The organism is Haemophilus parahaemolyticus, assembly GCF_018373095.1.
Classification (GTDB): Bacteria; Pseudomonadota; Gammaproteobacteria; order Enterobacterales; family Pasteurellaceae; genus Haemophilus_A; species Haemophilus_A parahaemolyticus_A.
On record NZ_JAHAHT010000047.1, the window covers coordinates 1 to 12,553 of the forward strand.

Annotated in this window: 13 protein-coding genes; 9 read left to right on the forward strand and 4 right to left on the reverse strand. The window is 40.8% G+C overall.

Annotation, left to right across the window (positions count from 1 at the left end; all coding sequences use genetic code 11):
* Positions 1-559 (forward strand): CAF17-like 4Fe-4S cluster assembly/insertion protein YgfZ (gene ygfZ / locus KH943_RS05975; RefSeq protein WP_438359825.1); only part of this gene is annotated, 559 nt, incomplete at its 5' end.
* Positions 560-670: 111 nt separating this feature from the next.
* On the opposite strand, the gene trpCF is transcribed toward ygfZ, so the two are convergent.
* Entirely contained in the window at positions 671-2,086 is a 1,416-nt protein-coding gene (trpCF, locus tag KH943_RS05980; RefSeq protein WP_304108906.1) for a bifunctional indole-3-glycerol-phosphate synthase TrpC/phosphoribosylanthranilate isomerase TrpF, read from the reverse strand.
* A gap of 116 nt (positions 2,087-2,202) precedes the next feature.
* Here trpCF and KH943_RS05985 point away from each other — a divergent pair, with 116 nt between their 5' ends.
* Both KH943_RS05985 and truC read left to right on the forward strand, forming a co-directional pair.
* Positions 2,203-2,514: a YqcC family protein gene (locus tag KH943_RS05985; RefSeq protein WP_040216956.1), complete on the forward strand. Its 312-nt coding sequence runs from the start codon at positions 2,203-2,205 to the stop codon at positions 2,512-2,514.
* Position 2,515: 1 nt separating this feature from the next.
* Entirely contained in the window at positions 2,516-3,232 is a 717-nt protein-coding gene (truC, locus tag KH943_RS05990) for a tRNA pseudouridine(65) synthase TruC (RefSeq protein ID WP_304108909.1), read from the forward strand.
* A gap of 101 nt (positions 3,233-3,333) precedes the next feature.
* Here the strand turns inward: truC and metF are convergent, their stop codons facing one another.
* Positions 3,334-4,212, reverse strand: coding sequence for a methylenetetrahydrofolate reductase (gene metF / locus KH943_RS05995; RefSeq protein ID WP_304108912.1), 879 nt, complete (start codon positions 4,210-4,212; stop codon positions 3,334-3,336).
* 240 nt (positions 4,213-4,452) lie between these two features.
* Here metF and citD point away from each other — a divergent pair, with 240 nt between their 5' ends.
* From citD to KH943_RS06025, 6 genes are all read left to right on the forward strand, one after another.
* Positions 4,453-4,740 (forward strand): citrate lyase acyl carrier protein, encoded by a 288-nt coding sequence (citD, locus tag KH943_RS06000; protein WP_005708463.1) that lies wholly within the window; start codon positions 4,453-4,455, stop codon positions 4,738-4,740.
* 8 nt (positions 4,741-4,748) lie between these two features.
* On the forward strand, positions 4,749-5,624 hold the full coding sequence (gene citE / locus KH943_RS06005; RefSeq protein ID WP_304108930.1) for a citrate (pro-3S)-lyase subunit beta: 876 nt from the start codon (positions 4,749-4,751) through the stop codon (positions 5,622-5,624).
* A 12-nt stretch (positions 5,625-5,636) separates the two neighbouring features.
* The gene (gene citF / locus KH943_RS06010; RefSeq protein WP_304108915.1) at positions 5,637-7,139 is read left to right on the forward strand and encodes a citrate lyase subunit alpha; all 1,503 of its coding nucleotides are present in this window, start codon (positions 5,637-5,639) and stop codon (positions 7,137-7,139) included.
* A 198-nt stretch (positions 7,140-7,337) separates the two neighbouring features.
* Entirely contained in the window at positions 7,338-8,720 is a 1,383-nt protein-coding gene (gene citG / locus KH943_RS06015) for a triphosphoribosyl-dephospho-CoA synthase CitG (protein WP_304108917.1), read from the forward strand.
* 17 nt (positions 8,721-8,737) lie between these two features.
* Positions 8,738-10,189, forward strand: coding sequence for an anion permease (locus tag KH943_RS06020; RefSeq protein WP_304108920.1), 1,452 nt, complete (start codon positions 8,738-8,740; stop codon positions 10,187-10,189).
* A 152-nt stretch (positions 10,190-10,341) separates the two neighbouring features.
* Positions 10,342-11,610, forward strand: a complete 1,269-nt coding sequence (locus KH943_RS06025) for a malic enzyme-like NAD(P)-binding protein (protein WP_288319509.1) — start codon at positions 10,342-10,344, stop codon at positions 11,608-11,610.
* 105 nt (positions 11,611-11,715) lie between these two features.
* Here the strand turns inward: KH943_RS06025 and KH943_RS06030 are convergent, their stop codons facing one another.
* Both KH943_RS06030 and KH943_RS06035 read right to left on the reverse strand, forming a co-directional pair.
* Complete coding sequence (locus KH943_RS06030) at positions 11,716-12,051, reverse strand: TusE/DsrC/DsvC family sulfur relay protein (protein ID WP_304108924.1); 336 nt, start codon at positions 12,049-12,051, stop codon at positions 11,716-11,718.
* Positions 12,051-12,553: Bax inhibitor-1 family protein (locus KH943_RS06035; protein WP_304108926.1), on the reverse strand; the 503-nt coding region annotated here is incomplete at its 5' end. The genes KH943_RS06035 and KH943_RS06030, both read right to left, overlap by 1 nt.

Sequence of the window (12,553 nt, forward strand, 5' to 3'; positions counted from 1 at the left end):
TACCAAACTCTATGGTGTAACAAGCGGTGAGATCTTGGCAAAACTTCACGAAAATTCGACCGCTTTAGTGTTCCCACAAGGGCAAAAGCGTGCAATTGTATGGGGTGAAAATTTAGAAATAAATGGTTCGGCTAAACTTTGGGATTTAATAGATATTCAAGACGGTTTGCCGATTTTGCTTAAAGCAAACCAGTTTGAACTTATCCCTCAAGCAGCAAATTTACAAGCGGTCGAAAATGCAATTTCCTTTACCAAAGGTTGCTACATTGGGCAAGAAACCGTAGCACGAGCAAAATATCGCGGTGCAAATAAACGTGCGATGTTTACGTTGGTTGGTCAAGTTGCAGGCGAAATTACTTTACCAGAAATTGCTTCTAGCATTGAAATGCAATTCGGTGAAAACTGGCGTGCAACAGGAACAATTCTTTCTGCTGTGCATTATCAAGATAAATTGTGGCTGCAAGTAGTAATGAACAAAGATGTAGAGCGAGAAGCAAATTTCCGTGTGAATGGCATTGCATTGCAGATTTGTGAGTTGCCGTATTCGATTGAAGAGTAAATAATGTAGTGCATTTTTACGAAATTATGTAGCGAATGCACAAAATGGCTGTTGAGCCTGTTTGAAAACCGTAATTTCAGTTTTGTGCTGCTACATAATATAATTTTGTTTTTATCGAATGGTGTTTAATAGCTCAAAACAAGCGGTCAATTTCGTAAAATCTTTTACGCCTTTACTGCCTTCCACGCCTGAATTTAAATCTACCCCCAAACAGCCTTGTTGAAGTGCCTGCTCAATATTTTCTGGATTAATACCGCCAGCGAGTAACGATTTTCCTTTAATATTTTCAGGAATGAGCGACCAATCAAAAACCTTGCCAGTGCCGCCTTGTTGATTGCCTGATTTGCTGTCGAGTACAAAACGGTCGATTTGCGAGTTATCATCAATGACCACATTGTCGGCATTCAAATCAATAGAAACGGCTTTCCAAATTTGGGTTGTGCCTGCCAGACGCTGATGCAGTTCGTTGATGTAATCTTCATCTTCATTTCCGTGCAGTTGCACTGCAAAGAGTTCTAATTGTTTTGCTATTTTTTCGACAAAATCGACCGCTTGATTTTGGAATACTCCCACATAGCAAAGCGGTGCATTTACAACCAATTCTTGAGCTTGACGAAGAGAAAGCTGGCGAGGTGAGCCTTCAGCAAAAATTAAGCCACCATAAAGCCCTCCCAATTCATACACAGCTTTGACATCTTGCGGACGGGTTAAACCGCACACTTTGTTTTCGCCGAAAATAATCGCGCGCACTGCATTGTTTAGATCTGCACTACCCATCAAGCTGCTACCGATTAAAAAAGCATGCACATAAGGCTGGATTTGTTGCACTTGGCGGTGGTTGTACACGCCCGATTCAGAGATTAAACGAACGTCAGCAGGAATGCGGTCGCGGTATTTTTCCACCAAACGCACAATGCGGTTCATATCAATGGTGAGTGTGTGTAAATCACGGTTGTTCACGCCAATGATTTTTGCCCCTAGTGTTAAGGCTCGTTCGAACTCTTCTTCTGTGCTGGTTTCCGTCAGCACGCCCATTCCCAATGAATGAGCAAGATTGGCAAGCTCAGTGTAAGTAGCATCATCAACCACAGAGAGCATCAATAAAATCGCATCTGCATTAAAATAGCGAGCAAGGTAAACTTGATATGTCGAGATCATAAAATCTTTGCATAAAATCGGCTGTGTAGTTTGCTGTTTAACTTGGTTGATGTAACGAAAATCACCTTGGAAATATTGTTCATCGGTAAGTACTGAAATGGCAGAGGCGTAGTGTTTATAGACATTCGCGATCGCATCTAAATCGAACTCGGCACGGATTAATCCTTTAGACGGTGAAGCTTTTTTGCATTCCAAAATATAAGCGGGCTGATTGTGTGAACCTTTTGCTAATTCAGCATAAAAATGGCGATCGCTTGGTTTGATATGTGGAAGAATTTGCTCAAGGGGTAATTCTTTTTGTTTATTTTCTACCCAAATTGCTTTATCTTGCACAATTTTTTGAAGAATAGTCGGTTGGTTGGTTTGCATATTTACCTTCTGTTGCTCGTCTTAATTGGATTTTTACAAAAAGTTTACTCTAAGCTGTCTAAAATAGGAAGAAAATAGACTAAAATACTATTATTTAATGCAATAGATTTTTGATGATGAAAACCAAAATTAGACAACATTTAACCGATTTACAAATCGCAATGCGAACCCACGAAGTTTGGGAAGCTACTCCGCCTTCTGCGGAAGCTTTAGCAAATCCACAGCCTTTCTGTATTGAAACGCTCACACCAACTCAATGGCTACAATGGATTTTTATCCCGCGTATGCACGCCTTGTTAGATAGCGATGCGGATTTACCACGCAATTTTTCCATTACACCTTATTTAGAAGAAGCCTTAAAAGAAGAAGGCTATTTAAAGGCAATCCACTCACCCGTCTTGCAAATTGAATTGTTGTTAAAAGATTGATATGGAATTAGAGATTTTATATCACGATGAGGAGCTGATTGCGATTAACAAGCCTGCAGGAATGTTAGTGCATCGCAGTTGGTTAGACAAAGCAGAAACGGTATTTGCAATGCAAACCTTACGGGATCAAATTGGTCAGCATGTTTTCCCTCTGCACCGTTTAGATCGTCCTACTTCAGGCGTATTGCTATTTGCTTTGAATAGCAAAATGGCGAAAACGATGTGTGAATTATTCGAAAATCATCAAATGGAAAAAGGTTATTTGGCGGTGGTTCGAGGTTATTTGCAAGGACAAGCGAGAGTAGACTATCCGCTCAAAGTGATTTTAGATAAAGTGGCGGATAAATTTTCTCAAGAAAAGGAAGCACAAGAAGCGATAACCGACTATCAAGGTTTAGCAACGGTGGAAATGCCATATCCTGTGGGTAAACATCAAACCGCACGTTATTCATTGGTCGAACTTTTCCCGCAAACAGGGCGAAAACATCAGCTAAGACGCCACTTGAAGCATCTTTTTCACCCGATTATGGGGGATACTAAATATGGCGATTTGCATCAAAACCGTGCTTTAAGTGAACATTCTGGCGTAAACCGACTGATGTTACATTCTCATTTTTTGCATTTTATTCACCCAAAAACTTCGCAAAAAATTACGATAAAAGCACCGCTTGATGAACAATGGAAAACGCTTTTTCAGTTCTTTAATTGGGATCTTTAACTTTTGAGTGAATTTTAGTTAGTTAAGCCATCAAAACGATGCGAAATGTTCAGTATTTCCTATGTTTTAATGGCTTTATATTTTTTAATAGTGATAGAAAATTAAGGTCTCACCCCTAAAGTATGGCAAATTGCATAGGTTAATTCTGAGCGGTTTAGAGTGTAGAAGTGGAAATCTTTTACGCCTTCTTTTGATAATACACGAACCATATCCATTGCGATGCTTGCAGCAACAAGGTTGCGGGTGGTTGGGTCATCATCTAAACCATCGTACATTCTGTGCATCCAACTTGGGATTTTCACGTTAGTGATTTTTGCCATTTTCTGAAGCTGTTTGAAATTAGTCACAGGTAAAATACCAGGCACGATTTCAACATCAATCCCAACATTCACACAGCGGTCGCGGAAGCGGAGGTAGCTGTCGATATCAAAGAAGAACTGGCTGATTGCACGGTTCGCACCTGCATCTACTTTCCGCTTTAAGTTAATTAAATCTGCTTGTGCCGATTTTGCTTCAGGGTGAACTTCTGGATAAGCGGCAACAGAAATATCAAAGTCTGCCACTTCTTTTAATAATGCTACTAAATCAGACGCATAAAAAGGTTTTTTTGCATAGCCTTTGGGTTCATCGCCGCGTAAAGCTACGATATTACGGATACCATTATCCCAATAATCTTTAGCAATCTGGCGTAACTCGTCAGGCGTTGCGTCAATCCCCGTTAAATGCGGTGCAGCAATGAGACCTGTTTCTTGTTGAATACTTTTTACGATGCTATGTGTACGATCACGTTCGCCCGAGTTTGCTCCATAAGTGACGGAGACGAATTTCGGTTTAAGTGGTGCAAGACGAGAAATAGAATCCCACAGTAAATTTTCCATTTTTTCATTTTTAGGTGGAAAAAATTCAAAAGAGACGTTAATTTTTCCGTTTAAATCTGCGATGTTTTGGTTTAAGTGATCGATATCTGTTGCAAAGCTCATAGCTACCTCTGTTATGCTGTAAAATCGAAATTAATTTCACTTTAAATGGATTAATTTATTAAAGCAAGCTCATATTTTTAGGATTTAATATGAAATCTATTCATACAAAATATTTTTTTTGATATACATCAAGAGTACCCCTTTATTATTAGATTTTTGATAAAAAATCAGTAGAATGCTCAGGAATTATTTTTTCACTGAAATAAACCACTTTTGTTAATTTGAAATAAGGAACGCATTATGCAGATAACCAAAGCTGCCGTAGCTGGTACATTAGAATCTAGCGATGCACAAGTGCGAATTGCACCGGCTAATACGCTTGAAATTGAACTTAACAGTTCAGTAGGTAAACAATTTGGAGATGATATTCTTGCCACCATTCACGATGTGTTAAAACAGTTTGAAGTCTCAAACGCCCAAGTGATCGTGGAAGATAAAGGTGCATTAGATTGCGTGCTTCGTGCAAGATTAAAAGCCGCATTATTACGTGCAACCGATGAGCAAATTAACTGGGAGAAAGTGTTATGAGCCAACCAATTAAATTAAGAAGAAGTATGTTGTTTGTGCCAGGTTCAAATGCTGCGATGATCAGCAACACTTTCATTTATAAACCTGACGCTATTATGTTCGATCTTGAAGATGCGGTGGCGTTAAAAGAGAAAGACTCCGCACGTATTTTAGTCGCTCACGCCTTACAGCACCCACTTTATCAAGAGATTGAAACCGTTGTGCGTGTAAACCCGTTAGATTCTGAATTTGGTTTAGCTGACTTAAATGCCGTTGTGCGTGCAGGCGTTGATGTGGTGCGTATGCCAAAAACGGAAACCGCACAAGATGTAATTGATATGGATCACGAAATCACTGAAATCGAAAAAGCGTGCGGTCGTGAAGTGGGCTCAACCAAAATGCTGGCGGCAATTGAATCGCCATTAGGCATTACCCAAGCAAACAAAATTGCGACGGCTTCTAAACGTTTAATCGGTATTGCATTAGGGGCAGAAGACTATGTGCGTAACTTAAAAACTGAGCGTTCTCCAGAAGGTATTGAGTTATTATTCGCTCGTTGCTCAATTCTCCAAGCTGCTCGTGCTGCAGGCATTCAAGCATTCGATACGGTTTACTCAAATGCAAACAACGAAGAAGGTTTCTTAGCAGAAGCAGCGTTAATCAAGCAATTAGGCTTTGATGGTAAATCGTTAATTAACCCTCGCCAAATTGAGTTACTTCACAACTTATTCGCACCAACACAAAAAGATGTGGATCAAGCAAGACGCATTATTGACGCAGCAGAAGAAGCTGAACGTAACGGTTTAGGTGTAGTTTCATTAAACGGTAAAATGATTGATGCACCAATTATTGATCGTGCGAAACTCGTTCTTGAACGTGCAAAATCTGGTATCCGTGAAGAGTAAGGGGAATAAAAAATGACAACTCGTGAACAACGTATCGAAAAATTCAACGCAGGTCGCCCAGTTTATCAAGCGGTGCCAAAAGCAGAATCTCTTGCACGTACAGCAAAAGACCGCAAAATTTGCAATAGTCTTGAAGACGCTATTCGCCGTTCAGGCTTAAAAGATGGAATGACCGTTTCATTCCACCACGCTTTCCGTGGCGGTGATTTCGTAGTAAATATGGTGATGAACAAAATTGCGGAAATGGGCTTCAAAAACTTAACCTTAGCTTCAAGCTCGTTAATCGACAGCCATTACCCAATTGTTAAACACATCAAAAATGGTGTAGTCACCAAAATTTACTCATCAGGTTTACGCGGTCAATTAGCGGATGAAATCTCAAAAGGTATTTTGGCTGAGCCCGTAAACATCCATTCTCACGGTGGTCGTGTTCACTTAGTAAAATCAGGGGAGTTGAAAATCGACGTTGCCTTTTTAGGTGTGCCTTGCTGTGATAAATTCGGTAATGCAAATGGCTTTACAGGCAAAAGCAAATGTGGCTCATTAGGTTACGCTCGTGTAGATGCGGAATATGCCGATAAAGTGGTGTTATTAACTGAAGAGTTTACGGAATATCCACACCACCCAATTAGTATTGCTCAAGATCAAGTGGACTTAATCGTGCAAGTTGATGCGGTAGGTGATCCGAAAAAAATCGGTGGCGGTGCAACTCGTATGACAACCAATCCGCGTGAATTATTGATCGCACGTAAATGTGCGGAAGTGATCTTCGGCTCTGGCTACTTCAAAGAGGGTTTCTCACTTCAAACAGGTTCTGGCGGTGCTGCACTTGCAGTAACCCGTTTCTTAGAAGACAAAATGGTACGTGATGGCATTACGGCTGATTTCGCTTTAGGTGGCATTACCTCAAGTATGGTAGCGTTACACGAAAAAGGCTTAATCAAAAAATTGATCGATGTGCAAAGTTTTGATGCAGTTGCTGCTGAATCTCTTGCACGTAATCCAAATCATATTGAAGTTTCCGCAAATCAATACGCAAATTTCAGCTCAAAAGGGGCTTCTGTTGAGCGTTTAGATGTGGTGATTCTTTCAGCACTTGAAATTGACACCAAGTTTAACGTGAACGTGTTAACAGGTTCTGATGGTGTGATCCGTGGTGCTTCAGGTGGTCACTGTGATACTGCCTCTTCTGCTCAAGTGGCAATTATTGTTGCACCACTCGTTCGTGGTCGTATCCCAACGGTAGTGGAAAATGTGATTACTTGCGTAACGCCAGGTGAAAACATTGATATTCTTGTGACCGATCACGGTGTTGCTGTGAACCCGAAACGTCCAGATTTAATCGAAGCATTAACCAATGCGGGCATTCCGTTATTCACGATTGAGCAACTTTGTGAACGTGCTTACAGCATCACAGGTAAACCAAAAGAAATAGAATTTACTGACAAACCAGTTGCGGTAGTGCGTTATCGTGATGGTTCAGTGATTGATACGGTATATCAAGTAAAAGAGTAACCTAATTCATCCCCCTCTTTAGCAAAGAGGGGTTAGGGGAGATTTGGTAGAATTGATTACATTGATATGGTGATGAGTCAAGTCTTAATAGCTTTTAATTAACTATTTTCTTCGTTAATTACTTGTGTCAAATCTCCCCCTCCCCTCTTTTCTAAAGAGGGGGGCTTTCTTTAGAAATTAAGAGTAAGCGGTCAAAATTTGCAACATCTTTTCAAAAAATTTTCCCTTGAAGGGCAAGAAATTTCACTTGAGCAGCTTTTAGAAGCCCGAGAAAATCGTGCTAATCTTCAACAACAATGCCTTGAGCAATATGGTGAAACGGTACTTTCGCTCACTTTGCTTGCGGTTGGGGGAATAAAGAAAAATGCTTTGCTAGATTTTGTTTTTGCAAAAGCACTAGAAAATTTGACCGCTTTATTTGACAAATTGGGCGTGCAACCCTCCGCCCAATTTATTCGCCCGTTGGAAACAGGGCACGAAGCGTTATTTGTACTGCCTATTGAGGCAAATTTACTCAAGCAAGAAACAATGCAGCTGGAAGATAGTTCGCCACTAGCTCGATTGTGGGATATTGATGTGATTGACCGTAACGGCAATTTATTAAGTCGTGCTGATTTTAATTTCCCGCCACGTCCTTGTTTGGTCTGTCATGAGAATGCAAAAAATTGTGCTCGTTCTCGTAAACATCATTTGGATGAAATTTTTGCAGAGATGCAAAAGAGTGTGCAAGCGGTTGATTTTGCTGATCAAATTGCAGAATTGACTTACGCTGCTTTGCTGAGTGAAGCTAGACTTTCGCCTAAGCCAGGTTTAGTAGACAGTATAAATAATGGTTCGCATAAGGATATGAATTTGCATACCTTCGAACAAAGTGCGTTGGCGTTAAAGCCATTTTTCTCGCATTTTGTATTAGAAGGAATGAAAACCGCTGAAGAACCAAGTTCGCAAATTCTCCGCCAAATTCGACCGCTTGGTTTGCAAGCAGAACAGGCAATGTTGCAAGCAACAGAACAGGTAAACACCCATAAAGGGGCAATTTTTGCTTTTGGCTTGGTTTGTACGGCAATAGGTCGATTATATCAGCAGCATCCTGTGGCAATAAACATCGACCAGATTTGCGAAATGGTAGCAGAATTTACCCAAGGGCTTTGTGCTGAATTGCAATATTTCCCGAAAAATCAACCGCTTACCGCAGGCATTCAGCTCTTTCAGCAGTATGGTTTAACGGGAGCAAGAGGCGAGGCAGAAAGTGGTTTTGCGTTGGTTCGTCAAACGCTTGATTTTCTGTCAAACAAGAAGGTTAACTCAACTGAGCATCAATGGTTGATAGCGTTGGTTTATCTGATGGCGGCGAACCCCGATACCAATGTAATACATCGTGGCGGCATGGAGGGACTGAAATTTGTACAGCAAGAGGCAAAAAAATTGCTGGATAGTCCAAGCGTATTGCTGAATGAAAGCGAACTAAAAAACAATTTGAGCCAACTTGATCAGGCGTGTATTGCTCGTAACCTCAGCTCAGGTGGCAGTGCAGATCTGTTGGCATTACTGATTTTCCTTAAATATTATCTTAAACTTTAATCTTTTAGAGGTGAACTATGGCTTTATCTAAAGCTCAGAAAACCGCAGTGTTGGTTGCCATCCCTGTGATTTTCTTCTTATTGCCTGCACCAGAGGGGCTGTCTCTGATTGCGTGGCGTTTATTAGGTATCTATATCGCAACTATCGTCGGTTTGGTGATCAAACCATTCGGCGAGCCAGTCTTATTATTGGCAGCAGTTGCCGCATCTGCCGCAACCATTGGTAATACCGAAGGGGCAAAAGAGCTTGTGAAAGTGAGTCAAACACTTTCAGGTTATCAATCTGGTACAACGTGGTTAATCTTCACCGCGTTTACGCTAAGTTCTGCATTTGTGATTACTGGCTTGGGTAAACGTATCGCATATCATCTAATCAGTTGGTTAGGCAGTACCACATTGCGTATCGGTTATGTGAGTATGTTCTTGGATTTATTATTATCTCCTGCAACACCATCAAATACAGCGCGTGCAGGCGGTATTGTTTTCCCAATTATGAACAGTGTGGCAGTAGCATTAGGTTCAGATCCCGAAAAATCACCCAAATTAGCAGGTCGCTATTTAATGATGAACGTGTATATGTCGGTAAAAACCACTTCATACATTTTCTTAACTGCAATGGCACCGAATGCATTGGCATTAGAGCTAATGTCGCCAATTTTAGGCATCAAATTAAACTGGGTAGAGTGGTTCTTAGCCGCTTCTGTACCAGGTTTATTATGTTTATTCATTATTCCATTTATCTGCTATATCATTGCAAAACCAGAGCTAAAACAAGTAGATAACAAGGCAATTGCGAAAAAAGGCTTGGAAGAATTAGGTCCAATGTCTTTCCGCGAAAAATCATTAGCTGTATTATTCGTGCTAGCACTATTTGGTTGGATTTTCGCTGATTTCTTACACGTAAATGCAACAACAGTTGCGTTAATCACCATGGTGCTTTGCATTGTATTAAGCATCGTATCTTGGGATGATGTGCGTAAAAACAAAGCAGGTTGGGATACCTTAATTTGGTACGGTGGTATCATCGGTATGTCAAGCATCTTAGATAAAGCAGGTTTCTTCAAATGGTTAGCATCAAGCCTTGAAAATTACCTCCAATTTGAAGGTCAAGGTGGATTAGCGTTAATCGTTATCTTAATTTTAAGTGTGTCTGTGCGTTACTTGTTCGCATCAGGCGGTGCTTATGTAGCAGCAATGGTGCCAGTATTTGCAACCGTTGGTAAAGTAGCGGGTGCACCAGTTGAGTTATTAGCATTAGGCTTATTATTTTCTAACGCTTACGGTGGTTCTGTAACACATTACGGCGGTGGTCCAGGCCCAATCACATTCGGTGCAGGTTATAACGACATCAAATCTTGGTGGATTGCAGGGGCTGTAGTTGCATTCGGTAGCTTAATCATTCACGCAACTTTAGGTTTAGCTTGGTGGGAATACCTCTTCGGTGCAGGCATCTTACCTTCAGTAAACTAATTATTTCTTAATCAACTAGCGGTAGGATTTTGTAAAAATTTTGCAAAACCTCACCGCTTTTTGTTATCTTATATATTATATTCAACTTATCTTTCTTAATTCGATAAAAACCTCTACATTCATCCCCTAACACAATAAAATAAGGACATAATATGAGTGATTTAAAACAAGAAGCCCTTGATTTTCACGAATTTCCAATCCCTGGTAAAATCTCTGTGACCCCAACTAAAAACCTTGCAACTCAGCACGACTTAGCCCTTGCATACTCACCTGGCGTGGCAGAGCCTTGCTTAGAAATTGAAAAAGATCCTGCCACAGCAAGCCGTTATACTGCTCGGGGTAACTTAGTGGCTGTTATATCAAATGGTACAGCGGTATTAGGATTGGGCAACATTGGGGCATTGGCATCAAAACCTGTTATGGAAGGTAAAGGCGTACTTTTCAAAAAATTTGCAGGCATTGATGTTTTCGATATCGAAATCAACGAAACCAATCCTGAAAAATTAGTTGATATTATCGCTTCTCTTGAGCCGACCTTTGGTGGGATTAACCTTGAGGATATTAAAGCACCAGAGTGTTTCTACATCGAAAAAACATTACGTGAACGTATGGGCATCCCTGTTTTCCACGATGATCAACACGGCACGGCAATTATCGTGGGGGCTGCTGCATTAAATGGCTTACAAGTAGTGGGCAAAAAAATTGATGAAGTGCGTTTAGTAGTAAATGGTGCGGGTGCATCAGCCATTGCGTGTACTAACTTGCTTCGCTCATTAGGCTTCAAGAAAGAGAACATCACAATGTGTGACTCGAAAGGGGTGATCTTCCAAGGTCGTGGCGATAAAATGGATGAGACTAAACAGTTCTATGCTATCGAAGATAATGGCTGGCGTACCCTTGCAGATGCAATTAAAGGTGCAGATGTGTTCTTAGGTTGCTCAAAAGCAGGGGCATTAAGCCAAGAGATGATCAAAACGATGGCAGATACTCCGTTAATTCTGGCACTTGCAAATCCAGTGCCAGAAACAACTCCGCACGATGCGAAAGCAGTACGTCCAGATGCGGTTGTATGTACTGGTCGTTCAGACTATCCAAACCAAGTAAACAACGTGCTTTGCTTCCCATTCTTATTCCGTGGTGCGTTAGATGTTGGAGCAACCGCAATCAACGAAGAAATGAAAATGGCAGCTGCTCACGCCATCGCAGACTTAGCGAAAGAGCCTGTACCACTTGAAGTGATTTCAAACTACGGCCATTTATCATTCGGTGCGGATTATTTAATCCCAACGCCATTTGATCCGCGTTTAATTGTGCAGGTATCATCAGCAGTTGCAAAAGCTGCAATGGAAAGCGGTGTTGCAACACGCCCAATTAACGATTGGAATGCTTATGCAGAAAGATTGAAAAAATTGACTGCTTAACGTATTAATATATAGGCATATAGGATAAAATAGTTAGATAAATGCGCTTAAAGACTCATTGACTAGACTTTAAGCGTATGTTTTTTATATGTCTTTTTCAATAGATCATAAACATTTAGCTGGTTTTGGCAAGCCCGCAAACTTTGTTGCTTGCTTAGCAGGCCCGTCGGGAAATAAACGTTGTAAATAACGACTGCTTCCTTTCTCTTCGCCAAATTTTTGCGACATTACTTTAACTAGCATTCTAATTGCAGGCGAGGTTTTATATTCTTGATAAAACTCTCGCACTAGCTGAATAATTTTCCAATGCTCAGGCGTGAGCGTAATGCCATCACGCTCAGCCATCAATGTTGCAAATGTTTCTGACCAATCATCAAGGTTTAACAAATAACCATCGTTATCTACTTGATAACATGTGCCATTCAGCTCAATTTGTGCCATTAGTCATCGTTTCCTAACACGCCAAAAATTTGCAAGAAACTCACAAAAAGATTGTAGAGTGAAACGTAAAGATCAACGGTTGCACGAATATAGTTGGTTTCGCCACCTTGAATGATATTGCTGGTTGTCAGCAAAATCGCACCGCTTGAGAAAATCACAAATAAACCGCTTAATGCAAGGCTTAATGCTGGCATTGCTAAGAAAATATTTGCGATAACGCCCACTAAAACGACCACGAAAAGTGCCATCATCATCCCGTTTAAGAATGACATATCTTTTTTGGTGGTTAATACATAAGCTGAACAAGCAAAAAACACTAATGCTGTAGCACCTAATGCTAATACAACTGCATCGCCTAAGCCTGCACCAACATAGCGGTTAAGAATTGGGCCTAAGGTATAACCTAAAAAGCCTGTTAAGGCGAATACAGCCGAGGGGAGGTTGGTATAGCAGGTCTTTGAACTGTAAGCGTAGGCACAACGAGGATAAAGGTAAGCGACTT

Excerpts from the sequence above, each read along its gene's own strand:
- KH943_RS06020 (WP_304108920.1), top strand. The coding sequence starts at position 8,738 with ATGGCTTTATCTAAAGCTCAGAAAACCGCAGTGTTGGTTGCCATCCCT.
- trpCF (WP_304108906.1), bottom strand. The coding sequence starts at position 2,086 with ATGCAAACCAACCAACCGACTATTCTTCAAAAAATTGTGCAAGATAAA.
- KH943_RS06025 (WP_288319509.1), top strand. The coding sequence starts at position 10,342 with ATGAGTGATTTAAAACAAGAAGCCCTTGATTTTCACGAATTTCCAATC.
- KH943_RS06030 (WP_304108924.1), bottom strand. The coding sequence starts at position 12,051 with ATGGCACAAATTGAGCTGAATGGCACATGTTATCAAGTAGATAACGAT.
- citF (WP_304108915.1), top strand. The coding sequence starts at position 5,637 with ATGACAACTCGTGAACAACGTATCGAAAAATTCAACGCAGGTCGCCCA.
- citD (WP_005708463.1), top strand. The coding sequence starts at position 4,453 with ATGCAGATAACCAAAGCTGCCGTAGCTGGTACATTAGAATCTAGCGAT.
- metF (WP_304108912.1), bottom strand. The coding sequence starts at position 4,212 with ATGAGCTTTGCAACAGATATCGATCACTTAAACCAAAACATCGCAGAT.
- KH943_RS05985 (WP_040216956.1), top strand. The coding sequence starts at position 2,203 with ATGAAAACCAAAATTAGACAACATTTAACCGATTTACAAATCGCAATG.
- truC (WP_304108909.1), top strand. The coding sequence starts at position 2,516 with ATGGAATTAGAGATTTTATATCACGATGAGGAGCTGATTGCGATTAAC.